Genomic DNA, 22,966 nt, shown 5'->3' with positions numbered 1-22,966 from the left:
GAGGGTGGCAAAAGTCATGATTAACTGCTGCCACCCTCAACTCTAAGCCTTACAGTTTGGCTTATTTGTTTGATATTTAGGCAATTTGTTTATTTTATTTTGTAGGTCTTTAATTCGAGTGCTATGAGATGGGTGAGTTGAAAGTAACTCTGGTGGTTGCGCGCCGTCTGCAGCTTTAGCCATATTTTGCCATAACTTAATACTTTCATTCGGGTTAAAACCGGCTTTTGCCATTAACTCTAAGCCTAAAATATCCGACTCTGATTCTTGTGTACGGCCATAAGGTAACAAAATGCCGACTTGCGCGCCTAAGCCTAGCCCAGCCATTGCCATACTATGATATTCGCTACCACTTAAAGCGGCGCTGGATAGTTGTAAGCCAAGGTTAGTGATTTGGCTTTGAGATAGGCGTTCATTACTGTGGTTAGCTAATACATGAGCAATTTCATGTCCGATCACCGTTGCTAGTTGATCTTGATTTTCGGCAACTTTTAGTAAGCCAGTATAGACGCCAATCTTTCCACCTGGCAGGGCAAAAGCGTTCACTTGTTTGCTGTCAAACACCACTACTTCCCAATGCTGAAAGCTATTTTGAGGTGGCAATTGTTTAGTAATGGCATTGGTGACACAGGCTACGTATTGGTTAGTCTTTTTATCTAGACTGATCTTTTCTTGTTTTTTCATTTCCTCAAATGATTGCGTTCCGAGCTGTGTCATCTCTGTGTCAGAAAACATAATCACTTGGCCACGGCCTGTGGGCGAGGTGGAGCAGCCAGCAAGTGCCAGACTTGCACAAAGCAGGCTGGTTTTGAAAAAAGAAAAGCTAAATATATTGGTCATGGCTTCTATCCTGTAACCCATCAAACGAGCCCTACATCATACTCCGCCAGAGCCTATAGCTCTAGTTGGTTCTGCAATCGTTAATATTAGGTGATGGTAAGGGAGTATACCCAATTAACTTGAAGGTACATGCTCCAGAGCGCGTGTAATACACGGATTAATGCAAAGCCATTAGCTAGCCGTCGTCAATACCTGGCCTATACCTTTGCTGAAATTGAACACCTTAGGTTGATTGGGGTTGCGGTGATTAAGCTTGTTCTTGCTGGGCTAAAGCTTGGATCTCTGGAATAACATCATTGGCCCAACCAAGCCAAGCTTGTTCCATCGCGATACCGCGTTTAAGGCTTAAATACGCAAGTTTTTCGCCTTTGCTCAGGTATTTCATATCTGGAAAGTCGGTTTGAAACGCTAAATACATATTTAAAGTTGCCTGGTGCTCTTCCACCAATCTTTTTAAATCACTTAAAATTGCACTGGCATTGGCGCATTCTCCCGCCATAAATTTTGCCAAGAAAGGTGAGTTTAATAAGCGCTCCGACGTGGGCTTACTTAGCCAATGCTCTAAGGCCTGTTGACCCGTAGGGGTGACGCTGTAAATTTTTTTATCGGGTTTTCCTTGCTGGGCTTGTTCAATACAGCTGATTAGATCTTCATCAGCCATTTTTTTTAGTTCACGGTAGATTTGCTGGTGGCTAGCTTGCCAAAAATTTGCCGACTTTTCATCGTACTCTTTAGCAAGTTCGTACCCGGTCATATCGCCTTTTTGTAAGGTAATTAACAATACATATTTTAAGCTCATGGCTCGTTCTTTATCCGTTATTTGACCTATTCATATTAACTAATTAACAGTATTAGTTCGAGGATGGACTTTAATTTCTGATAGTGAATATGCATGTATTTGGGAGGTCAGCGGGAATCAAGTACACTGAGGTTAATAACACTATTTGGAATGATTATGCTACATAGCGCCCTGAAGCAACATTTTGGTTTCGAGCAACTTAGGCCTGGGCAAGACCAGGTTATTAACGCGATTATGCAAGGTCACTCAGCGGCTGCAATATTTCCAACGGGCTCTGGTAAATCTCTTTGTTATCAGTTACCCGCAACCTTGTTACCCAACCTCACTTTAGTTATTTCTCCTTTACTGGCACTGATTAAAGATCAGCTCGACTTTTTACAACAGCGTGGCATTGCTGCGGCCTCGATCGATTCCAGCCAAAGTTTTGAGCAAGTACAGCAGGTGATGCAGGGGGTGCGTAACGGTCAGATCAAAATACTGATGATTTCAGTAGAGCGATTAAAAAATGAAAGATTTATGCGCTTTATTGAACAAGTGCCCATTGCGTTAATGGTGGTCGATGAGGCTCATTGTATTTCTGAGTGGGGACACAATTTTAGACCCGACTATTTAAAGTTGGCGCAGTATCAAAAGCAGCTAAGTATTCCACAGGTGCTTTTGTTGACAGCCACCGCAACCGAGCCGGTGATTCAAGATATGCAGGCAAAATTTGCAATCAATAGCCAGCACATAGTGGTGACCGGTTTTTACCGTGGTAACTTAGATCTCGCAGTGATGGCAACGGAACCAGCTGCGCGTATGGTTCAGTTACAGCAACTGTTAGCGGCTGAGCCTTTATTACCGAGCATTGTCTATGTCACTTTGCAGCACACCGCGGAAGAAGTGGCTGCGCAACTACAACGACAGGGCATAAATGCACAGGCTTATCATGCAGGGATGGAATCAGATAGACGACAGCAAATTCAAGCCGACTTTATGGCCGGTAGCTACACTTGTATTGTGGCGACCATCGCCTTTGGAATGGGGATAGATAAAGCCGATATTCGCCGTGTGATTCATTTTGATTTGCCTAAGTCGATCGAAAACTACAGCCAAGAAATTGGCCGAGCTGGGCGTGATGGTTTAGCGTCACAATGTGTCGTGCTAGCCAATAAATCCAGTTTAACTTTGTTGGAAAACTTTGTTTACGGTGACACGCCTGATCAACGAGCGATCCAAGCTATCCTGGATGAAATTAGCCAAGGGTCTGCTGAGTGGGAAGTGGTGTTGACACGTTTGTCTAACCAAACCAACATTCGTCAACTGCCGTTGAAAACCTTACTGGTTTATTTAGAAATGCGAGGCATACTGCGCCCCGCATACAGTTATTTTGCCGAGTATAAGTTTAAGTATCTATGGGATAAAAACGCCATAGTGCAAGCCTTTCAGGGCGAGCGGCAAGTATTTGTGCAACAAATTTTAAGTTCGTCTGTTCAAGCAAAAATTTGGTGTACTCCGGATCTTGAGCAAATGTGGCAACAACATGGTCAAGCACGCACGCGTGTTATTGCAGCGCTCGATTATCTACATGAAAAAGGCATGATTCAGTTAGAAAGTAAATTGATGACCGACGTTTATCGAATACAGCAACCGCCACACTCACAACCTAATTTAGCCAACGAATTACACCAATTATTCATTAATAAAGAACAGGCTGAAATTAATCGTATTAGCCAGCTGATTGGTTTTTTTGAGTCTGAGCAATGTTTAAGCCATCGGTTAGCGGGTTATTTTGCCGATCATCAAGCACCTGATCGCTGCGGTCATTGCTCGGTATGTCGTGGTCAAGTGGCACAATTACCTGCAGCTGCGGCGGTACCTATGCCTTCCTCAGAGCAGTTAAGTACTTGGTTATCACCTTTTCAACAAAGTTATGAAACCGCGATGGGATATGCTGCCAGTATTGAGGCTCAAGCTCGGTTTTTATGTGGTATGGCTACACCTGTACTAACCAAAATTAAAGGCCGAAAAATGGCAGGCTTCGCTCAACTAGAGCGGGTGCCATTTAATCAAGTGAAAGGCCTAATAGCGCAATATAATTAAACTGAATCTTGGATGAGCGAAGTAGCATGTGTCATGCTTGATTCGTTATTGCAAATTATTGAACCGGAACGGCATAGGAGATCACCATGTTTAAAGTTACGCGTGTGAATGATGCTCGTCTTGATCTTGAGGTTTCAGGCAAGTTGGACAGCGAAGCAATGAAATTAGTGTTAGATGAACTAATCGCAAAAAGTGAAGGTATCAGTGCGGGTAGCATGCTCTATCGAATTGCGGCATTTAATATTCCTACCATAGGGGCGATGGCGGTAGAGATGTCGCGTTTATCAGAGTTGTTTACACTGATGAAGCAGTTTCGCCGTATTGCGGTGCTCACCGACAAGGACTGGGTAAAGAAAGTCAGTGAGTTTGAAGGAGCGGTTATCCCTCATATAGACATTAAGGGCTTTAGTTTAGAAGATATGGCGGCTGCAGAGGCTTGGCTCGAACAATAATACATAGGCGGCTAGATTGACTAAAACTCAGGATAAGCCTTTAGGGGATACGGGCTTAAACTGAGTTGTAGACTATTCGGGTAGCGTTTTATTTACCGATACAGAAAGTGAAGTTTCCCATAATAGCTGGCCTCGCGCGACGTCTTGGGGACCAAATTACAATTTATGGTCAAATTCTTACTTCCCAAGATGACTTCCATCATAGATCAGGATGGGAAAAGTGGGAATGGTGGGAAACCGGATCAGCTTTCACTATCTTTCTCTTCAGCCAACGACAAACAAGAGAGGTTTTCCACTCTCTAGCAGGTAAGGTGCGGTGATCGTCTGATTACCAAGGTGAATGTTCCCTTTTGCTATATAGATGAAGATCCAATTGGGTAACTTACTACTAATAGCAGCGTAAAGTGCATCAGAGGGGATGTCACGATTCTTGCCTGGCGAAATTCTAAATCTCTGGTAGTAGACGTGATGGTTGGATTCAAATGCAGAACTTTCCTGTCCATCGTTCACGAAAGACGGTGACATCGTTCTTCTCGGCTCGAAAACTTCTATGGTGATATAGCATAGGCCCTGGTTTGTCATACCAGCTTGGTATTTTGGACATTGGTAGTCTGCACTATGGAAGTAGAACTCTATCTTTTGTTCTGAATTGCCATTAGTGCGCTCATAGTTAATAGATTGTTCTTGAAGCACGGTTTCGATGGCTGCGTTGAAGTGGTAGAGCAACTTTTGCTGTGCGTCTCGAGCGGATGTCGTTTCTTGTATAGGCATCCAAGCAATAATGCTGTTTCGTGAAGCGGTATCAGGCTGTTCCAGCAATGACGTTAGTCCTTCACTTAACTCAAGTCCCGCGCCTACTGAAGACGTGAGCAACAATGTATTTCCTGCGGCAGCTTCCGCGAGCTTAAATGCCTCAAAATCTTTCATTGGAATGACTTTGTCTTCTGTTTGGTAGAGCCCACCTGCATGAGCAATGTTATGATCACGGCTGTGGCTGTTGTCATATTGGATAGGAGTTGATGTAGAGGCGAATCCAGTGAGCAAAATGAGTAACGATAATGGAGTGAACCTAGCCTTCGGTTTCATGAGAAATTTCCTTTTCAAAACAATTTGATTTTGCAGTTATTTATCGGGTGATCACCAAGTTGACACATTGTAGATAAGCAGGAGATATCTTTTGATCTTTAAACTCACCAGTTGCAGATCGGGGGCTTTGCTATGGATCGTGGATCATTTTGTTATTACGATCCTTCCCAGTAGGAGCGAAAGTAATCATCACCTACCCATATCAATCAATCTTCCAGCCATAAGCTTCACCTGTCATGTCAAAGTGCCTGTTCTTCATCAACAAACCAGTGCTTGGGTTGATGCGTCGAGGCGCTCGCTTAACGCAAGACGAGTCATTGAGCGGAATGTTTTGTTGGTGCAAATGCCAGACATGAATGAAGAAATAGGTGAGGGTGGCGGCACTAGTGAATAGCCAGTTTATATAAAAGAGTACAAACCAAAATAACAACGTGATGTACTTATTTTTGTGGATAACATCCAGAGGCTTATGTAGCCAAATAACGCTTGGGAAGGCCATCAACATCACACCCCAGCTTTGATATACAGTCACTAACGCACCAAGACAAAAAACGCAAAATAGTGCGAACTTTTTTAGTTTTTTCATCTTAGTCTCCATCTTGTGCTTAGTTTTCCTAAGTATACAGGTATAATTAAAACTTAGAAAATCTAAGCATCGTAGGTTGATGATGATTCTCACTTGTCTAAAACAAATCCATTTCCACAGCGCCTTAAACAGGCAAGAAATCGCGTTGGTATCAGCCAGAGGGAGCTTGGTATCCGTTTGGGTATGGACCCAAGTTCAGCGAGTGGCCGTATGAATCATTATGAAAAAGGGCGTCATATGCCCGATATCGGTACGCTACAAAAGCTTGCTCAGGAGCTTGGTGTGCCTGTTGCATTTTTCTTTTCAGATTCCGACAGCTCAGCGGAACTGGTATGTTTGATTGAAAAGCTCAATGAAACTAAAAAGCAGGCGCTTATTGATCAGATCAGGCAGGAACTCGATAACATCGACCATTCATAAAGCTATCGCTCTCGTCCTGAATACCAAAATACTCCACCGACTGCGGCGACTGTCAGTAATAAACCACCCAGCCAAATCCAAAGTTCCATATTTACCTCCTGCAAGTATCTTCTATCTCTATTTAGCTTAGCTTTCCTAAGCATGAATTTCATCGAAAGCATGCGTCACTTGAGAAAAAACCGTCACAACCAACTTGTGCTCCGCTAAGGATGCAATTTGAAAGTAAAGATTACCTGTAGGGTTGGCCCAAATTTCATGTTGCTCGCTTCCGTAACGGAGTAGCTTTTGAAAGCGTGTTCTTGATGACAAAGTCAGTCTTTCTAGATTTGAATGGGAGAGTTGCTTCTGTAAGCTGTGCCATGGATTGCGAATATCACCTTGATTGTGTCTTTGTTGGTAGCGTTGCATTGCATGGTTACTGATGGCGATGGTGCCAAGTTTTGCAACCTCAAACGTCGGATAGGGTGAAGCATAAGGCGTAATAATGTCTTTTGTTTCTGGATGAGTGATATCAACAATCTCGTCAGAATAAAGTTTGATACCGGATAGACGGTTGGACAGAAACAGTGCGGCTGCTTTGAGAGTTTCATTCTTGGCCGCTAAAATGGTTTCTTTGGTTAGGCTGAGTGCGAGACCTTTACCGCTGTTTGGTACGCGCCCGAATACCTGTTTGTCGAGTAGTAAGAACCTTGCCGCCGTTAACTCTGCTATAGCGCACCAGAATTCACTTTGAGCAATTTGAACAGTAACGATACCGTGATTGTTCAATCCCGCGAACCAAGCGATATCGACGCTTTCAGCATTGATTTTTTCAACCTGAACTTTCAATCTCATCACAGCATTTTCTCCTCACTTTACTACCAGCATATCATCGACTTTGAAAATGCAAACTGTAGCTAGAAGCTTCATTTCACGGTATGAAGCTTCCAGATTGGATAGAGCTAAATATGCAGCTTTTCTATCGCTCGCATCGTTTTTCTCACCTGACTAGACAGTTTTCTTATAGGCTTCACACGCTGTTCCAGTTGGTTGAGCTGGTCTAGTAAATGCAGATAAAGTGGAATTTCCCAATCCATTGCATGTGAAAAACGGCGTAACACCCCATCTGAAACTTCTTGGGTTTCAAGCTCAGGATACCAACCTCCACGAGCGATCACGCGGTGCCATTTGATTTTAGGTAAGCGCTGTTCACTCGTAACAATGAACTCATAGCGAAATGGGTACTCGACGTTGTACTCTTTTGACAAGGCTTTCTTTAGTTTATCCATTTGTTTCTTCAGTTCTTTTGCTGCTGCCATCAAGTGCTTTGACTCTGTCGCAACGAAATCAGATAAACCATAGATTCTTTCAGGCAAAGGAACTGGCTCAGGCTGCTTCAACTTTAGATTACTGAACTCAATTTCCTTGCTTAGTTGCGTGATGCCGACGTTGGGTGTGGTTTTCTTAGTCATTTGGCTTCTCCATTTTTTTAAAGTGTTCACGAAGCTTGTGAAGTCGTTTTGTACAGATTTGGGCTTTTTGTTTGATGGTGAGGATTTCATGTCGCACTTCGCGGATCAGTGCGAAGGCATCTTCTGTGTACGCAATAAGATCGGATTCCCATTCAGCGTTGGCTTTTGAAAAGCGACCCGGTGGGTAACGAAAGCCTTTTCCTTTTGATAAATGCTTTGAGCGAACACGCTGTTCTTTGTTGTTTCGTTGTGACATTTGATTAGCACTGAGATACCAGTTGTAGTACCAAGCCGCTTTAAAGCGATGGTTGCGAACCCGAACACGGCAGCCGTAGCGACCAGGTGAAGTGTCCTTATGAGCTCGATGGATTCGCCAAAATTGGTTAGCGTAGCAACTGGCTAAAAACTCAAGCAAGTAGGGCTCCTGCATTGCAAAGTTCTCGATATCAGCAAGGGCTTTTAACGATTGTGATAGAGCGAGCTCAAAGCACTCTTGTTCACTTTCGGGTTGCCGCTGTTGGGCTCGTTGATGCCATTGATAGGCGGCGGAATGTTCATTTAGTTCAGTCATGTTGGCTCCTTGGTTGTTGAGCTCAAGGTAGCGCAAACATATTCTTACTTACGCATCTGTAATTGCCCTTTTGGGGTGCGTAATTTCCTTGTGTCCCACAGTTAGTTACCAAGCATTGCAGCGATTCCTCTCCCTGTACTTTCCAGATACCTATCTTTGTGGGACGTTGCTACGGATTATTTTCGTTGCTTTATTGTTTTGGAGGGGATGTAGGGAGTTATAGTCCAATCATTGTGGGACCTGAGCGTCGATTATTTCTTTTGATGGGATTGTGACGGTAAATTTCTAGATTATTGTGGGATTTTTCCTGTTTGTAGTAGATGAGGGCTGATGTACTTTCACATGTGAAAGCCCGTCGTTTTTATCGATTAGCATACCTTTTCCATACTTTCTCTTGGTGCCTTGTATAGATGAAAAGTAATGACACACAAATTCGGATGATAATGCAGACCATCACAAGAGGCGTTAACTGTTTTTGGTAGCGTTTTCGCAATTCACTTTCCCGAGCAAACGTAGAGTAGGTTGCTATTAATTGAGCCACTGAGTATGGCATGTTTATTAAACTAGATGACCAATGGGCTTTCTATCGTCAGTATTCTCGGGGGGAGTTGGGCCGCAATAATATCACCAAGGTTATTCGTGATGATGTGAAGTTTAAATCCATAAAATCAACCTATTATGCTTTTACCTCCTACAGCAGTCCCTTGAAACACTTTATGCCTAGGGATAGACCTTAATGCTCTTAGAATCAATAAATTTAATGCCTGTAGGTTCTCATTTTAGATGGGTGAAGAAATGAACTGAGAGGGGCAAACACGTAAGGCATGACGTCAAGAAAGCATGTATAGCAGAGCTGGAAAGTCATTCTTTCTGATCACAGAAACAGATCTTGGTTCCCTTCAATTCTTATCCCCGTTCAGTTTGAACAACGCTCACAACCTAAAAGTATTGACATAAAAATGCAAACACAACTCGATGATTACCGCTTCTAAGCTGTTATTTTATGAGCCTTTTCTTGAGTATATGAAATTCATTGTCTAGCTTTAAGATCGAAGAATCTTTTTAGTGCAAGGGACAACAATGAAAAAAATAACAATGCTTTTGTTGGGTTTTGTCGCGGTATTCAACATTGGGTGTGACAACAACACAACAACCCAAGAAGAAATATTACCGATTGCGAATGCAGGGCATCCAATATCCAGCGGGCGTGGAACAACAGTCGTACTCAACGGCAGTCAATCCCACGATCCAGAAGAAAAATCATTGACTTATCAATGGACAATTATCGAAAAACCGTCAGGTAGCCTTTCAACATTAAGTGACAACACATCCCCTTTCCCCAGTTTATATCTCGATAAAGTGGGCATTTATAAAGCTCAGCTCATCGTCAGCAATGGTGAGAAAGAGAGCCAGCCTTCCATTGTCACCATTTCAGATGCAGACACTCCTCCCGTTGCCAATGCAGGGAAAGACATAAAACTATCGGATCTAGGTTTTGTCGTTCTGGATGGAACTGGCAGTTTCGACTCAGATGGAGACAAGCTCGAATACCGCTGGACTTTGGTAAAGAAACCTCAAGGCAGCAGTGCCAGTATTCTCCAACCAACAAGTGCGACACCCACACTAAACTACGACTCTTCTGGCGAATATATCGCAGAGCTTGTTGTGAGTGATGGAGTGTATCAAAGTGCACCAGATAGAGTGGTTTTGACGGATAGCAACATTGCCCCCGTAGCCAAACCGAAGGCCGCTGCTTTTAAGACCCTTGGACAAGCGGTCGCTTTAAGTGGATCTGAGTCGTTTGATGCGGATGGCGATACTTTAAGTTACCAATGGCATATGGTCGCAGGGCCAAACGGCAGCCAGGCAAACTTACTTAATGCGACCACGCCACAAACGTCGATCACTCCCGATGTGGCAGGCGATTACATCGTAGCTTTAGTCGTAAAAGATGGGAACAACGCCAGTAGCCCAGCCACCGTGACCATTCATGCAGCTTCCAGTTTAAATCAGGCTCCCATTGCGGTAACAGGCCACGATAGGCAGATAACCACTTCACAGGAAGTGCATCTCGATGGCAGCGCCTCCCACGATCCGGAAGGTAATAGCCTGACTTATCGCTGGTCACTGGTACATAAACCTTCTGGCAGTCTGGCGCAGCTCAGTGAGCCGTTCAGTGTCCATCCTTTTTTTACTCCGGATATCCCGGGCAGTTATGTGGCGCAGTTAATCGTTAACGATGGTACGCGAGACAGTCTTCCGACTCGCGTTCTTCTGTCTGATAGCAACCTTCCACCTGTCGCCCATGCCGGCGGCGATCTCAAAGGCACCCCAGGACAAACCGTTCAGCTTGATGGCAGCTCTTCCACCGATGGTAATGGTGATCCTCTCAGTTATCGCTGGCATATTGTGAGCCAGCCTTCAGGAAGTCAGGCAGTATTAGCCAATAGCACAGCGGCACAACCATCATTCACTCTTGATGTACAAGGTCATTACGTTGTTCAACTCGTGGTCAATGACGGCTATGCGGACAGTGCACCAGATAATGTGGTGATAACCGATGTAAACCTAGCGCCGATAGCGGATGCGGGTAACGACCAAAAAATCAGTAAAGGCAGTACGGTTAAGCTAAGTGGTAGCCGATCGACTGATCCAGAAGGCTTGCCTCTCAGCTACCACTGGACACTGTTAAGCCAACCTGCTGGCAGCGCAGCGCTGCTCAGTGCCACCGATACCATAACCACTGACTTTGTGGCCGATGTGGGGGGCGATTATGTAGTCCAGCTGGTTGTGAATGATGGTGAACTCGACAGTACGCCCGCGACCGTCATAGTGCGCGACTTTGACAAAAACACTTTGCCAGTGGCCTCTGCAGGCTCAGACTTGGCCGCCGAGGCGGGGCAAAGTATATTGCTTGATGGCAGCACCTCCTACGATGCCGATGGCGACAGCCTGAGCTATCAGTGGGCTCTGCTGACCCGACCAAGTGGCAGTGCCGCCCAGTTAACTGATGCCGTCAGTGCCAATCCGACCCTTAAAACCGATGTGGTGGGTGATTACGTGGTGCAACTGGTGGTGAGTGACGGTAAGGGCAATAGCCTGCCGGATACCGTACTTATCCATGACATCGCCAAAAATGTGGCCCCGGTGGCCGATGCCGGCAATGACAGGCAGGTTGATTTGGGGAGTGTGGTCGCCCTCAGTGGCCAGGCGTCATTCGATGCCAATGGCGACTCCCTGAGTTACCGCTGGGCACTCATCAGCAAGCCCGCAGCCAGTGCGGCTTCGCTGAGCAGTATCAATCAAGCTAGCAGCCAGTTTACTCTGGATGTCGCCGGCAGCTATGTTGCCCAATTGATTGTCAACGATGGCAAGCTCGACAGCAGCCCAGTGACCGTATCCATCAGCAATAAGCCCAGTACCGGTATTGGTGCCAACCCTGTCCCCAGTGGTCATACGTTGATTTTAAGCAGTTCTCTTGGCGGGGATGAGCAGGTTGGTGGTTTGTATTCCATCAGCGAGAAGAACCTCAATGAAATACACCCGCTGATGAGTCTTAAAGGCAAACCCGGGGTACAGACAACCGATTATTTGGGCTTGGTGTTCAGCCCAGAGCGGGGCAAGTTCTTCTTTATGCTGCCAAATGAGGGCTTGTACGGCGGCGCGACCGTGATGAGCTTCGATCCGGTAACCAAAGCGGTGGAGGTGTTACGCCATATTGAGTATGAAGTCGTCAATGGTTATCGAGTTTATGGGTTTGCTAGCCGCTTGTTGATACACCCATCCGGAAACGCGCTGTTTGGTTTGGCCAAGTTTGGCAGTGTGTTGGATGCGGGGAGGGTGTTTTACCTGAACATAGATCCTGCCAGTGCGGATTATCTTAAATTTGCCTGGGTCGCAGACCTTGGTGCCCCCGATGCTAAGGGAGATACTTTTGGTCGCTCGCCACTGGCCCATATGCAATGGAATGATGAAAACCGCATCTTTATTGCCAACTACAGTAGAGTGAATGCGACCAAGACCAATGTGTTTGAACTCATGCCTTCCAATTCAGCGGATTTAAGTCAGCCTTGGGTTCCCACTTCCTACCTCAACTCACGTTTTATTAGTGAATTTATCTACACCTACAGTGGCAATTACATCAGTACCTATGGAGACGCCTTTCTTAGTGCAAATAGCTTTGAGGATAAAACCATTTTTGATGTCAGCGACCGCGAAGGTGCAGGCCTTGGTACCGTCAATTCTGACTGCAGAAACAGCATGGGGGTATTCAGTTGGATTGGAAATAACCGCTACTCTGTTTGCAAAGGAATCGGTTCACAGGCCCCTTTGCTGACAGAAGTAAACACAGTGAATGGTAGTTCAAGCGATGTCAGACGCTTTTCCAATTGGGGAGGAGCAATCGCAACGGGAATTGCACCATCCACTACAGGAGGAGCGCTGTATATTGCTAATGGAGATAATGCGGCAACCGTTTTTGCTGATTTGGTGCGCAGTAGTGGTTCGAATGTGATTGGCGGCTACACGGTAAAACCTTCGCAGGTTCGCAGTGTCGGTGGTCTTAACTTTACAGATAGCGCATTTATTGTGGCTGGCGCAGACCGGGGTTATCTCTTCATGGGGGATCCCGGTGTCGCCGATTTCCCCAATGACAACATCAATGACAGGTATGTGTCTGTTTTAAGCTATGACGGCGGCGCGACCCGCAACGGTGCCATCGTCACTAAGGATCGTTTGGATGATAGCGTCACTGTAACCAGTCTGGGTTATGCGGAAGGCGCCTATCCGATTGGCAAGCCGGTAGTGCATTCCAGCGGTAATATTTTCAGCGGAGTTTGGTTTGCGCCAGGGTTTGAAGGATGGGGTGCGACGTTCAGCTACGATCCAACCAATGCCCTGATCAAGTACGGAACCGGTAACCAATCAGTCCGTCCAGGCATTGCGCTTAAAGAAGATTTGCAAGGGCAACTCATTGGCCTTGGAACCGACACTAACGATGCGTTCCGGCAGGTGCTGTACAGCATAGATCCGGACACCCTGGCCTATTCTGCCATTGCCAGTTTTGACAGTACCGGTCAGGCAGAGGCAACCACAGAAGTGGCTCTAAAAGACACTCAGGCATGGGTCATTTCAGACGCCAATCTCTATTGCTTTGATTTGCAAACAAAGGCGCGCGCCAATACAGGTTCCTTTATCAGCAACGGGGCACATGCCCCCGTCAGAGCCATGACCTATTCTTCTGCGAGTAGCCACTGGTATTTACCTACGGCGGCAAGTGGTGTCAGTGGGGAGGGAACGATTCAACAAATCACCGATGATTGCGCAGCACCCATCAGAAGTGATGCCGTTACCGGGCTTGTAGATATTCCGGCTACCGCTCTGTTGGCGGCTTCTGACGGCAAGCTTTACTATGGAACCAAGAATGGCAAACTGATGCAGTTTGACCCCTTGCTGAACCAGGTTCAGCAGTTTGCAGCTTTGGGACAGGGTGAAGTTGTAGGTTATCTCACTGAAGACAGCAACGGTGACATTCTGGGCATCTTAAGACAGAGCTCGGGGGATTTATTGTTTGCAGCACCTTTGGCTGGAGGCACTGTGACTTCCAAGGCGTTGCCAAGCTCCTCACCAGTAGATGCCTATTACCCTGGAGTCGTCGAGCTCAAATGATGAACTTAATAGCCAGCCCAGTCTAACCTGGGCTGCTTTTTTCCCCTGTAAACACTAAGTAATCTGAACTCGGGATAAGAATTGAAGGACTTTTATCGCGGTATTATCCCCCGATACTAAAAGAGTGATTTCCCCCCTTGTTCAACTATACACGCTTGCTTGAAGTTATGACTTCCGTATTTAGTCCCTCTAAGTTTTTTGTTTATCCATCCATACTGAGTCGTTCGCCATGGTAGAGCAACTTTTGTGTGAATTTAGTGCTGGTAAATTGGCTACTTTGATCGGAGCTAAAAATATCGGGTGGTCCATAGTGCTCTATAAGTGACAATACCTTATTGTAGTGCTATATCAGGCGATAATGGCAACTAAGTACAGGAAGCTTTTAGCCATTGGGATGCAAGTGATATAAATAGACAAGCTTGGTTCTGGTAAGTGACTTCGATATCACACAGCAGTTAGGAATAAACCTTGTGTGCTTTATTCACCAGCGTCGTTTTATGGCGCAATTCAATTTCCTCAGTAGAGATCTCTTGGGCTGATAGTAGGCTGTTGAATGGGCAATTTTAACGTTAGATGTCGAACATCTTTACCATATTATTATGTGCGCCTGTGATTGATACCATCGTATTTTTATCTGTTAATTTTCTCTCAATCTGCCCAAAACGGGCCTGAGCAATGCGCGTGTTTCCTTTGACAATGTCAGAAAATACCTCCTGCTAGTTCTTTTATCGACGGGAGCAATTATGGACGAACAAAAACAATCAAATCAGCTATTGAGTTATCAAGAAATCTGTCAGCTAACTCAATTGTCGCAAGCGACGATTCGCCGCTATGTAAAAAACGGTTTCTTTCCTACACCTGTCACACTCTCACCTGGCGCTCGAAGTGTGAGATTTCGTCTTGAAGATGTGCAGAAGTGGCTTCTGAGTCTGTGATAGGGAGGTCATATGACGTTTCGACATCACCATGATCAACTACAGTATTTTTGCCGTGAGCGAGGCTGGCGTTCGTTGAGCTCTTCGGTCAAGGTTCTCGCTAGAACGCGTTCACCTGATCGGAAGTCAGGGTTCAGTGCTTGTATTGAAATCATCAATATGGATAAGCAGATGATCAGAATGATAGTGCCAGCCAGAAAGATCATGGGAGGGAGCAACTATCAGTTAAGAGATGAATTGTTCGATACCGGTTTTTGGCTGGAGCCAGAGCAAACTGCATGGAATATGGTCCAGCGATATTTGCGGGAAGAGCTCAAAGCGGCGGAAACGGCCTTTTGTGTCACAAGAACAGGTTGGCATAACAAGGTGTTCGTCGCTTCGGAGAAAAGTTTCGGGCGGTCAGATGAGTCCTACTACTTTTCTGGTGGGATGGCTGATTCACTCTGTTTGGCAGAAGGGAGCTTAGCGGAATGGCAAAGTGAAGTCGGTTCTTTGTTGGTTGGTAACCCCTTGCTCATATTTTCTGTTGGGGTTGCGTTGGCCGCACCACTTCTCAAACCAGTAGGGATGGAAAGTGCGGCATTCCATATCATGGGGCCGTCTTCGTCGGGGAAGTCTGTCACATCATTTGTTGCGGCGTCTGTTTATGCTGATAAGTCTTATATCAAGTCTTGGAAAACAACCGCTAACGGTATTGAGGCGGTTGCATCAGAACATCACGACATGTTGCTTGTGTTAGATGAGCTAGGGTTGTGCTCTGCGGAAGAAGCCAGTTCTGCGGCTTATCAAATCGTCAACGGATGTGGGAAGCTGCGAGCCACGGAAACAGGCGGCCTGGCGAATATTGCTAATTGGCGGACGTTGACCTTGAGTAATGGAGAGATTGGCCTGACAGAGCTGATGGAGTCCTCTGGTTATCAGGTGAAAGCAGGTCAGCTGATTCGAGTAATCGAAATTCCTGCCGAAGAGCGTTTCGGCTGTTTTGCGGAGCTACACCGATTTTCTTCACCATCTCAGTTTGCTGAGCACTTGGAAAAGCAGACGCAAAAGTACTTTGGCACTTTGTTCACGGCTTGAATGACGCTTATTTCAGATAAGCCTGATCTGGGAGTCGTTTTACAGCGTGAAATCGAAACGCTGAGGCAGCATTGGTCTAAAAGCAATTATTCCGGCCAGGTTCATCGGGTCTTGAAGCGCTTTGTCCTGGTTGGTTTAGCGTTGTCTGTTGCGTCAAGAAACAAGTTAGTGCCATGGTCTGAAGAAGAGTCGCTCTATTCCGTATATAGCGTTTTTAGTCGCTGGCTAGCCCATCGAGGGCATCAGCACAATCAGGAAACGTATGAGGTGTTAAGTGCTTTGAAACAAGCGATTCGGTATTGGGAAAATAAGCTTTCTGAATTCTGTACGAGCATATCTTCAAAGTTTGGTTACTGGCGGCAGGATGGTGATGACGTCCAGTGGCTTATCCACAAACAAGAGTTTGTTAAGCAGTTACGACTGCGGCGTCAGTACAAGAGTCAATCGAGCCCTTGATTCACAAAGGGTGGTTTGAAACCAATGAAGATCGTAGAGGAACACTTCGGATTATCGATAAGAAAAACGGTACTGAGTTTGATCATCGTTTTTTCGCTTTTTGGCCGGAAAAGATCCTCTCTGAATTGAAGGAGATGGGCATCGATGAATAATATATTCCCAGCTTTCCCACCTTCCCAGAGACATTCCAATGGGTGAGGAGGTGATACGATGACAACCAACGAGCAAGTTCTTCTTCAATCGATTCTCGCCAAAATAGATCGTGTTGAGCGCGCTGTTCTGGAGCAGCGTTTGCAGCAACAAAAGGTGGAGTTGCTTGGAAAGGACATTCTAACTGTCGATGAATGTTCTGTCTTACTCGGTTTGTCTACAAACCAGCTGTATAAGTTGACCAGCTCTGCGGAAATACCATTTTTCAAAATTGGTAAACACCTCCGATTTGAGCGTCAAGCCATCATGGATTGGGTAGAGCAGCAGCGTGTTTCATCTCAATATGAGATCGAAAAAAGGGCAGCAAACTATGTCGCCACCACCTCTCGCAAGTAATACTTTCATAGCAGCGGCCTTAGGCCGCTGAATCCTTTCCAGAAGAAGCAAAAAAATCGGGGAATGTGAGCATGGCTTCCATCCTACGTTGTTCAATGATGTCAGCGTAGATCTCGGTTGTTTTGAGTTCGCTATGACCGAGCAATCGAGACACTGAGTAAATATCCGCGCCTCTGCTCAGTTGGATCACGGCAAACGTATGGCGACCAGCATGGAATGTAACGTGTTTACTTATTCCAGCAGCCAGAGCCCATCTAAGCAGTTCTACATTTATGTAAGAAGAGTATTTCAATCCCTTGAATACGCGCTCGTGAGGGGCTTTGGGGCTACCCAAAAGTGATTCTGCTGACTTTGTATGTCTAAATACTGAAGGCTCTTAGCATCGCCGTGAGAGAGTTTGGCTTGGTCGAAGATAATTCGTTTGTGGCTATTGAATGTCTCTATTTCTGACCAAGTAAGTCGGTGGATATCGCACCAACGCATACCCGTTGCACATGAGAATAAAAACGCCCTTCTGAGGACTTGATAGCGACATTCCGTTTGGGCTAACGCGTTGACCTCATCCAGTGTTAAATAAACCCGCTTTGTCGTTTTGGCTTTGATGCTGGTCACTTGTGCAAGCGGGTTATCGCGAATAATACCTTCTCGATGCGCTTCGTTGATCGCAGCTCTAACTTTATTGAAGTAGGAGCTTTGTGTGTTGCGAGATAACGGTGTATCACTTTTGGTTTTCGCTTCATTGGTTAGGTAATACTTAAACCCGTCTAACCAGTCTTTATCCAGCTCATCAAAACTAAGATCATTTTTCCCGCAGTAGAACAGCAGGTGCTTACGAGCTGAAAGCCAGATCGAATGGTTGGAGGTTGAGGAGGTTTGTTCTTTGATGTCAATTTGCCGTTGAAAGTAATCAATGAAGCTAGCTGAACGCTTGGTTCGATCCTCAAAACCGTGCTTTTGGGATTGCCACTCAACCAGTCGTTTACTCTTAATGGTTTCGGCGAGAAGCATATGCTCTTTGTTGTGTTTTCGCTGAGCTGGTGTTTTGGGTTTGTCATAGATAAACAGATCTAGCACTTCGTGTTCACGTTTTCGCTGACGAGATCCGTTTGATTTAATGGTATAACCGTAGTCATAAATGAGACGCAATGTTCGCGTTCCATCTTCTTTAAGTGCCCGTTTTTCAATGAAAATTATCATGTTTGTCCCCAATTGGTCCCCAATACGGCATTTATCATGTCATTGGGGACCAACTGGGGACTAGATTTGGTAATTAACGGCAATAGATGGAAACAAACAGCAAATGACGTTCTAATAAAATCAGTGTGTTATATACCGTTGCTTGCAGTTGTTTTCCGTTATTTGCCCACTTTACTTCCCGATACAAAAGCTGGAGAAGATGCGAGTCAATAAATCATCGCTGGTAAACTCTCCAGTGATTTCACTTAAGGCTTCTTGGGCAAGTCTTAGTTCTTCCGCGAGCAGTTCACCTGCCATATAGACTTCTAATTGCTCTTTACCGTTATCTACATGGTGACTTGCAATGTTGAGCGCTTCCAAGTGACGGCGACGTGCCATAAAGCCACCTTCGCTGTTGCCTTGATAGCCCATAATCTGTTTAAGGTGCTCACGTAATGATTCGAGTCCTAAACCGGTTTTCGCACTGATGCGGTAAACGGGATGGCCGTGATCTTCGGTGATGGCTAAGGTTTCACCGGTTAGGTCTGCTTTGTTGCGTATCACCGTCATACCGATATTTTGGGGTAAGCGTTCAACAAAATCAGGCCAAATTTTGGCGGGGTCAAGCTCATCGGTGGTGGTGCCATCAAGCATAAACAATACCCGATCAGCATTATTGATTTCTTGCCAAGCGCGCTCAATACCGATTTGTTCTACTACGTCAGGACTTTCGCGCAAGCCTGCGGTGTCGATAATGTGCAATGGCATGCCATCAATATGAATGTGCTCGCGTAATACATCGCGTGTGGTGCCGGCTATTTCGGTGACGATGGCGGCTTCTTTTCCAGCCAAGGCATTTAACAAGCTTGATTTGCCAGCGTTAGGCCGACCAGCGATCACTACTTTCATGCCTTCGCGCATGATTGCGCCTTGTTTGGCTTGGCTTTGTACTAAGGCTAGCTGGTCGATAATAGCATAGAGCTGTGCTTGAATTTTACCGTCAGAAAGAAAGTCGACCCCTTCTTCATCGGGAAAGTCGATGGCTGCTTCAACAAAAATACGCAGATGAATAAGGGCTTCAACTAATTCATGTATCTTGTTAGAAAATTCACCTTGCAGTGAATTTAAGGCACTTTTCGCGGCTTGCTCTGAGGTGGCTTCGATTAAATCGGCAATGGCTTCTGCTTGGGCTAAATCAAGTTTGTCGTTCATGAAAGCACGCTCTGAAAACTCACCTGGACGCGCTGTTCGTACCCCTGGAATAAGCAGAATTCGCTTGATCAGCATATCCATGACCACTGGGCCACCGTGACCTTGTAGCTCTAGCACATCTTCACCGGTAAACGAATTCGGGCCCTTAAACAGCAGGGCTATCCCCTCATCGAGAGCGTTGTTGTGCTCATCTTTAAATGGCAGGTATTCGGCATAACGCACTCGGGGTTGCCTGCCTAATACTATCTCTGCCACTTGCTCACAAGCGGGGCCGGATACCCGAATAATGCCGACGCCGCCACGGCCGAGGGGGGTTGCTTGCGCGACGATAGTATCAATTGAATTCATCTGCTTATGCCTGTTGTATTAGAAGGTACAAATTATATATACGCTGCTCGGTATTATACGCAGTTCATAAAGAAAAAGGAGCCAAACGGCTCCTTCTTAATATGGCTTAAGGATTAGCTAAGTTTACGCTGAGGCGTTTTTACCTAACCCCTTTTTGTCCAACTCGCGGAAAATTAGCCACTGTTGTAACAAGGTTACTAAGTTACTCACTAACCAGTAAAGCACCAAACCTGAAGGGAAGAACAAGAAGAATGCGGTAAATACTACTGGCATATACTGCATGATCTTCGCTTGCATCGGGTCTTGTACTGTTGTTGGTGACATCTTCTGAATAAAGAACATGCTGATACCCATTAGGATAGGTAACACGTAGTACGGGTCTTGTACTGATAAGTCAGTGATCCAGCCAAAGAATGGCGCATGACGTAATTCAACCGACTCCATTAATGACCAGTACAGGGCAATAAAGATTGGCATTTGCAATAGGATAGGTAAACAGCCACCGAGTGGGTTTACTTTCTCTTTCTTGTATAGCTCCATCATGCCTTGTGAGACTTTTTGCTTGTCTTCACCATAGCGGTCACGTAACTGTTGAATTTTTGGTTGTAGTAAACGCATTTTCGCCATTGAGGTGTATTGCGCTTTCGTTAGCGGATACATCACACCTTTAACAGCAAAGGTGACAAGAATGATAGCGACACCCCAGTTACCAACAATGCTTTGGAAAAATAGCAATAATTGGAATAGCGGTTGGGCGATAAACCATAACCAGCCGTAATCCACGGTAAGGTCAAGGTGTGTGCCCACTTCTGCCATTTCGTCTTGTAGTTTTGGACCGACCCAAAGTTTCGTGCTCAGGGTTGCTTCACTGCCTGCTGCTACTGTTTGCAGTGGCGCTTTATACCCAATAGCTGCATCTGTGCCATACACACGGGTGTAAAGCTCATTGGTTTGCTCTTCGCTAGGAATAAATGCCGATACAAAGTAATGCTCTAGCATAGCAACGTAACCGCCTTTTGTTTCAACGGCTAAGTTCGCTTCTTGCATGTCATCAAATGGGTACTTGGTGTAGCGAGTATCATTTCTAGCAGCTAAAGGTGCAGAGTAAGCACCGCCACGATAAACCGGCATCACTAGGCTGCCGCCAGATGGCACTACGGTTTGTTTCAACTGGCCATATAGTTGCAAGTTAACAGGTGCATCTGAGTTGTTAATGACCTGATAATCAATGTCTACTTCATACTTGCCTTTTAGCAAGGTAAATACTTTTACGTACTTAATGCCAGTATCGGTAGTGAAATATAATTGCGCCGATACCTTATCCGCCCCTTCACTTAAGATAAATTTGTCTTGAGTGGTGGTGTAATGTGGACGACCTTTAGGGTGGCTATCAGGACCTTGACCAATTAAACCACTTTGCGCGATATAGGTATGGCCCTGTTCGCTTTTAAGTAGTTTAAATGGGGCTGGCTCGCCTTGTACTTCTGGGTACAACAGTAAGTCTGCTTCAACTATGTCACCCCCAACAGTATCAATCACTAACTTTAGTGTGTCATTGCTTAGTGTGATGCGCTTTTGTGATGCACTGTTTGACTCTACCGGTACATCTTGATTGGCATCAGCAGACGCCATCGGCACATCAGCGCTGATGTTAGCACTGCTAGGAACATTGTTAGCTGGTTGTGTTGCGACAACGGTTGGTTGTTCTGGTTGCGGATTCTTAAATTCTGTCCAAGCGACAAAAATTAAGTAGCTGACAAACAGCAGACCAATAAGTAAAAAATTACGCTGAGATTCCATAATTTAGTTAATCTCTTTTCTTAGGTTTAGGAACAGGGTCGTACCCACCAGGGTTTAAAGGATGACATTTTATAAGACGTTGGCCCGCTAACCAACAACCTTTTACCGATCCATGTATTTTAATTGCTTCAATAGCATAATGTGAGCAAGTGGGATGAAAACGACAGCGTGGGCCGAGTAAAGGACTAATAAGTACTTGGTAAGATTTTATTAAGCCAATGGCTAACCATTGCAACGGCGAACTATTCTTTGCCATAGTTTACCTAGAAGTTTTGCTAATTCCTCATTACTGAGGTCACCTGAACCACCTTTTGCGATGACGACTAAGTCGACGGCGGGCAATTGATGTTGACGAGTACGAAAGCTTTCTCTAACCACACGACGAATACGATTTCTACCCACAGCACGTTTGATGTGTTTTTTCGGTATAGCAAGACCAAGTCTAGGATGGGTAAGACCATTAGGTTTAGCAAGTATTGTAATATGAGGAGATGAAGCTGGAATGGGGTCTTTGAAGACGTTTTTGAATTGTTCGGGAGTTAACAAACGTAACTCCCGATCGAACGATAATTTAATCACGTCTGACTAATTATGCGCTCAGGCGCGTGCGGCCTTTAGCACGACGACGAGCTACAACTTGACGACCGCCTTTGGTCGCTTTGCGAGCACGAAAGCCGTGAGAACGCTTACGCTTAAGATTGCTTGGTTGAAAAGTACGTTTCATGGTTCTTTCCGTTATCAGTTAACTGTACAGTTGGCTTTCGTTCATAATGCTGTGAATGACATTATGGCAGTTGGCCTCAAAAAAGAGGGCGAATTCTATACCTTGAAATGAATCAAGTCAATTTAAATGCCGTCGTGTTGTGCAATTTTTATCCTAAGATAAAGCGCACGTTTCAGATTGGTGCCTAATAAAAGGTTATAAACTGAAAGTGCGCAGGATTATATAGAGATTTATTGAATTAGCAAGGATCTGAGAAGATCACAGCGTTTAAATTTTGCACTTAAACTCGATCAATTGAGAAAGCTGGTTTTAAACCAACCCCAGACGCCGAAAGAAAAGCCCGGTATGAGATCTATGCCTGCCGCTGATTTAAGTAAATAAAGGATCAATACACCTAATCCGGCACAAAAACACAAAAATAAACTGAGCAAACCGGCTTGGATCAAGCGTGAAATGTTTCTCTCGCGACGGGTAAGATCACGACGGTTACGGCCGGCCAAAAATACATAATAATAACGCCAGCGCAAAAATTTAACGGTGCCGCGAAAATCAATTTTATGCTCACCCCAACTGCGTGCGCCCAAAGCTACTTTCAAGTGGATCAATTGCTCTTCACTAAAACTATCATGAAGATCCTCAGGCAGTCGCTCGAATAGGTTTCGGACAAAAGGATCTTGTTTGATCGAACCTTTAATCGTGTTGGTTTTAGGTTCCATCTTACTGAATCCTCAAGGTTAA

The 22,966-nt window shown here is 45.3% G+C and carries 21 protein-coding genes and 3 pseudogenes; 7 read left to right on the top strand and 17 right to left on the bottom strand.

Annotation, left to right across the window (positions count from 1 at the left end; all coding sequences use genetic code 11):
* Positions 1-42: 42 nt before the first annotated feature.
* Together K1M91_RS12610 and K1M91_RS12605 are read right to left on the bottom strand one after the other, a co-directional pair.
* Complete coding sequence (locus tag K1M91_RS12610; protein ID WP_232802125.1) at positions 43-840, bottom strand: M48 family metallopeptidase; 798 nt, start codon at positions 838-840, stop codon at positions 43-45.
* Between the two features lie 247 nt (positions 841-1,087).
* On the bottom strand, positions 1,088-1,639 hold the full coding sequence (locus tag K1M91_RS12605; protein ID WP_232802124.1) for a PadR family transcriptional regulator: 552 nt from the start codon (positions 1,637-1,639) through the stop codon (positions 1,088-1,090).
* A 156-nt stretch (positions 1,640-1,795) separates the two neighbouring features.
* Here K1M91_RS12605 and K1M91_RS12600 point away from each other — a divergent pair, with 156 nt between their 5' ends.
* Entirely contained in the window at positions 1,796-3,721 is a 1,926-nt protein-coding gene (locus K1M91_RS12600) for a RecQ family ATP-dependent DNA helicase (protein ID WP_232802123.1), read from the top strand.
* Positions 3,722-3,807: 86 nt separating this feature from the next.
* Positions 3,808-4,173, top strand: coding sequence for an STAS/SEC14 domain-containing protein (locus K1M91_RS12595; protein WP_232802122.1), 366 nt, complete (start codon positions 3,808-3,810; stop codon positions 4,171-4,173).
* 264 nt (positions 4,174-4,437) lie between these two features.
* Here K1M91_RS12595 and K1M91_RS12590 read toward each other — a convergent pair whose 3' ends face one another.
* Positions 4,438-5,259, bottom strand: coding sequence for a hypothetical protein (locus K1M91_RS12590; protein WP_232802121.1), 822 nt, complete (start codon positions 5,257-5,259; stop codon positions 4,438-4,440).
* A gap of 202 nt (positions 5,260-5,461) precedes the next feature.
* Positions 5,462-5,845 carry a hypothetical protein gene (locus K1M91_RS12585; protein WP_232802120.1) on the bottom strand — a complete coding sequence of 128 codons (384 nt, stop codon included), beginning with the start codon at positions 5,843-5,845 and terminating at the stop codon, positions 5,462-5,464.
* Between the two features lie 93 nt (positions 5,846-5,938).
* On the opposite strand from K1M91_RS12585, the gene K1M91_RS12580 reads away from it, so the two are divergent.
* The gene (locus K1M91_RS12580; RefSeq protein ID WP_083155619.1) at positions 5,939-6,265 is read left to right on the top strand and encodes a helix-turn-helix transcriptional regulator; all 327 of its coding nucleotides are present in this window, start codon (positions 5,939-5,941) and stop codon (positions 6,263-6,265) included.
* Between the two features lie 135 nt (positions 6,266-6,400).
* Here K1M91_RS12580 and K1M91_RS12575 read toward each other — a convergent pair whose 3' ends face one another.
* The 4 genes and pseudogenes from K1M91_RS12575 to K1M91_RS21535 all read right to left on the bottom strand — a co-directional run.
* On the bottom strand, positions 6,401-7,099 hold the full coding sequence (locus K1M91_RS12575) for a hypothetical protein (RefSeq protein ID WP_232802119.1): 699 nt from the start codon (positions 7,097-7,099) through the stop codon (positions 6,401-6,403).
* Positions 7,100-7,206: 107 nt separating this feature from the next.
* Positions 7,207-7,716: a hypothetical protein gene (locus K1M91_RS12570; RefSeq protein WP_232802118.1), complete on the bottom strand. Its 510-nt coding sequence runs from the start codon at positions 7,714-7,716 to the stop codon at positions 7,207-7,209.
* Positions 7,709-8,287, bottom strand: a complete 579-nt coding sequence (gene mobI / locus K1M91_RS12565) for a conjugative transfer protein MobI(A/C) (RefSeq protein WP_232802117.1) — start codon at positions 8,285-8,287, stop codon at positions 7,709-7,711. The genes K1M91_RS12570 and mobI overlap by 8 nt, the downstream gene beginning before the upstream one ends.
* Positions 8,288-8,886: 599 nt before the next feature.
* Positions 8,887-9,073: pseudogene (locus K1M91_RS21535) on the bottom strand (transposase); the annotation flags it as partial.
* Between the two features lie 294 nt (positions 9,074-9,367).
* On the opposite strand from K1M91_RS21535, the gene K1M91_RS12560 reads away from it, so the two are divergent.
* Positions 9,368-13,954 carry a PKD domain-containing protein gene (locus K1M91_RS12560; protein WP_232802116.1) on the top strand — a complete coding sequence of 1,529 codons (4,587 nt, stop codon included), beginning with the start codon at positions 9,368-9,370 and terminating at the stop codon, positions 13,952-13,954.
* Between the two features lie 205 nt (positions 13,955-14,159).
* Here the strand turns inward: K1M91_RS12560 and K1M91_RS12555 are convergent.
* Positions 14,160-14,457 (bottom strand): annotated as a pseudogene (locus K1M91_RS12555) (IS3 family transposase); the annotation flags it as partial.
* Positions 14,458-14,697: 240 nt separating this feature from the next.
* On the opposite strand from K1M91_RS12555, the gene K1M91_RS12550 reads away from it, so the two are divergent.
* From K1M91_RS12550 to K1M91_RS12535, 3 genes and pseudogenes are all read left to right on the top strand, one after another.
* On the top strand, positions 14,698-14,889 hold the full coding sequence (locus K1M91_RS12550) for a helix-turn-helix domain-containing protein (RefSeq protein WP_232802115.1): 192 nt from the start codon (positions 14,698-14,700) through the stop codon (positions 14,887-14,889).
* 12 nt (positions 14,890-14,901) lie between these two features.
* Positions 14,902-16,574 (top strand): annotated as a pseudogene (locus tag K1M91_RS21530) (DUF927 domain-containing protein).
* A 58-nt stretch (positions 16,575-16,632) separates the two neighbouring features.
* Positions 16,633-16,968 (top strand): helix-turn-helix domain-containing protein, encoded by a 336-nt coding sequence (locus tag K1M91_RS12535; protein WP_232802112.1) that lies wholly within the window; start codon positions 16,633-16,635, stop codon positions 16,966-16,968.
* Positions 16,969-16,987: 19 nt separating this feature from the next.
* Here the strand turns inward: K1M91_RS12535 and K1M91_RS12530 are convergent, their stop codons facing one another.
* The 8 genes from K1M91_RS12530 to K1M91_RS12495 form a co-directional block, all read right to left on the bottom strand.
* Positions 16,988-17,260: a tyrosine-type recombinase/integrase gene (locus K1M91_RS12530; protein WP_232802111.1), complete on the bottom strand. Its 273-nt coding sequence runs from the start codon at positions 17,258-17,260 to the stop codon at positions 16,988-16,990.
* Positions 17,257-18,165 (bottom strand): site-specific integrase, encoded by a 909-nt coding sequence (locus tag K1M91_RS12525; RefSeq protein WP_232802110.1) that lies wholly within the window; start codon positions 18,163-18,165, stop codon positions 17,257-17,259. Before K1M91_RS12525 ends, K1M91_RS12530 begins: the two co-directional genes overlap by 4 nt.
* A gap of 171 nt (positions 18,166-18,336) precedes the next feature.
* On the bottom strand, positions 18,337-19,704 hold the full coding sequence (gene mnmE, locus K1M91_RS12520) for a tRNA uridine-5-carboxymethylaminomethyl(34) synthesis GTPase MnmE (protein WP_232802109.1): 1,368 nt from the start codon (positions 19,702-19,704) through the stop codon (positions 18,337-18,339).
* Positions 19,705-19,827: 123 nt separating this feature from the next.
* Positions 19,828-21,504 (bottom strand): membrane protein insertase YidC, encoded by a 1,677-nt coding sequence (yidC, locus tag K1M91_RS12515; protein ID WP_232802108.1) that lies wholly within the window; start codon positions 21,502-21,504, stop codon positions 19,828-19,830.
* Between the two features lie 7 nt (positions 21,505-21,511).
* The gene (gene yidD, locus K1M91_RS12510; protein WP_232802107.1) at positions 21,512-21,760 is read right to left on the bottom strand and encodes a membrane protein insertion efficiency factor YidD; all 249 of its coding nucleotides are present in this window, start codon (positions 21,758-21,760) and stop codon (positions 21,512-21,514) included.
* Positions 21,727-22,083 (bottom strand): ribonuclease P protein component, encoded by a 357-nt coding sequence (rnpA, locus tag K1M91_RS12505; protein WP_232802106.1) that lies wholly within the window; start codon positions 22,081-22,083, stop codon positions 21,727-21,729. The genes yidD and rnpA overlap by 34 nt, the downstream gene beginning before the upstream one ends.
* 10 nt (positions 22,084-22,093) lie before the next feature.
* Positions 22,094-22,228: a 50S ribosomal protein L34 gene (gene rpmH, locus K1M91_RS12500; RefSeq protein ID WP_119910821.1), complete on the bottom strand. Its 135-nt coding sequence runs from the start codon at positions 22,226-22,228 to the stop codon at positions 22,094-22,096.
* A 290-nt stretch (positions 22,229-22,518) separates the two neighbouring features.
* On the bottom strand, positions 22,519-22,944 hold the full coding sequence (locus K1M91_RS12495; protein WP_232802105.1) for a 3-phosphoshikimate 1-carboxyvinyltransferase: 426 nt from the start codon (positions 22,942-22,944) through the stop codon (positions 22,519-22,521).
* Positions 22,945-22,966 lie beyond the last annotated feature (22 nt).

This window comes from Motilimonas sp. E26, assembly GCF_021278025.1.
Classification (GTDB): domain Bacteria; phylum Pseudomonadota; class Gammaproteobacteria; order Enterobacterales; family CBDFNC01; genus Motilimonas.
The sequence above is the reverse complement of the archived record's forward strand: the minus strand, read 5'-3'. Positions and strand labels throughout refer to the sequence as shown.

What these genes read in the sequence shown, in the direction of transcription:
- K1M91_RS12495 (WP_232802105.1), bottom strand. Translation starts at nt 22,944, where the DNA reads ATGGAACCTAAAACCAACACGATTAAAGGTTCGATCAAACAAGATCCT.
- K1M91_RS12570 (WP_232802118.1), bottom strand. Translation starts at nt 7,716, where the DNA reads ATGACTAAGAAAACCACACCCAACGTCGGCATCACGCAACTAAGCAAG.
- K1M91_RS12585 (WP_232802120.1), bottom strand. Translation starts at nt 5,845, where the DNA reads ATGAAAAAACTAAAAAAGTTCGCACTATTTTGCGTTTTTTGTCTTGGT.
- yidD (WP_232802107.1), bottom strand. Translation starts at nt 21,760, where the DNA reads ATGGCAAAGAATAGTTCGCCGTTGCAATGGTTAGCCATTGGCTTAATA.
- K1M91_RS12560 (WP_232802116.1), top strand. Translation starts at nt 9,368, where the DNA reads ATGAAAAAAATAACAATGCTTTTGTTGGGTTTTGTCGCGGTATTCAAC.
- K1M91_RS12610 (WP_232802125.1), bottom strand. Translation starts at nt 840, where the DNA reads ATGACCAATATATTTAGCTTTTCTTTTTTCAAAACCAGCCTGCTTTGT.
- K1M91_RS12600 (WP_232802123.1), top strand. Translation starts at nt 1,796, where the DNA reads ATGCTACATAGCGCCCTGAAGCAACATTTTGGTTTCGAGCAACTTAGG.
- K1M91_RS12535 (WP_232802112.1), top strand. Translation starts at nt 16,633, where the DNA reads ATGACAACCAACGAGCAAGTTCTTCTTCAATCGATTCTCGCCAAAATA.
- rpmH (WP_119910821.1), bottom strand. Translation starts at nt 22,228, where the DNA reads ATGAAACGTACTTTTCAACCAAGCAATCTTAAGCGTAAGCGTTCTCAC.
- K1M91_RS12575 (WP_232802119.1), bottom strand. Translation starts at nt 7,099, where the DNA reads ATGAGATTGAAAGTTCAGGTTGAAAAAATCAATGCTGAAAGCGTCGAT.
- K1M91_RS12595 (WP_232802122.1), top strand. Translation starts at nt 3,808, where the DNA reads ATGTTTAAAGTTACGCGTGTGAATGATGCTCGTCTTGATCTTGAGGTT.
- yidC (WP_232802108.1), bottom strand. Translation starts at nt 21,504, where the DNA reads ATGGAATCTCAGCGTAATTTTTTACTTATTGGTCTGCTGTTTGTCAGC.
- K1M91_RS12590 (WP_232802121.1), bottom strand. Translation starts at nt 5,259, where the DNA reads ATGAAACCGAAGGCTAGGTTCACTCCATTATCGTTACTCATTTTGCTC.
- K1M91_RS12550 (WP_232802115.1), top strand. Translation starts at nt 14,698, where the DNA reads ATGGACGAACAAAAACAATCAAATCAGCTATTGAGTTATCAAGAAATC.
- mobI (WP_232802117.1), bottom strand. Translation starts at nt 8,287, where the DNA reads ATGACTGAACTAAATGAACATTCCGCCGCCTATCAATGGCATCAACGA.
- K1M91_RS12605 (WP_232802124.1), bottom strand. Translation starts at nt 1,639, where the DNA reads ATGAGCTTAAAATATGTATTGTTAATTACCTTACAAAAAGGCGATATG.
- mnmE (WP_232802109.1), bottom strand. Translation starts at nt 19,704, where the DNA reads ATGAATTCAATTGATACTATCGTCGCGCAAGCAACCCCCCTCGGCCGT.
- K1M91_RS12525 (WP_232802110.1), bottom strand. Translation starts at nt 18,165, where the DNA reads ATGATAATTTTCATTGAAAAACGGGCACTTAAAGAAGATGGAACGCGA.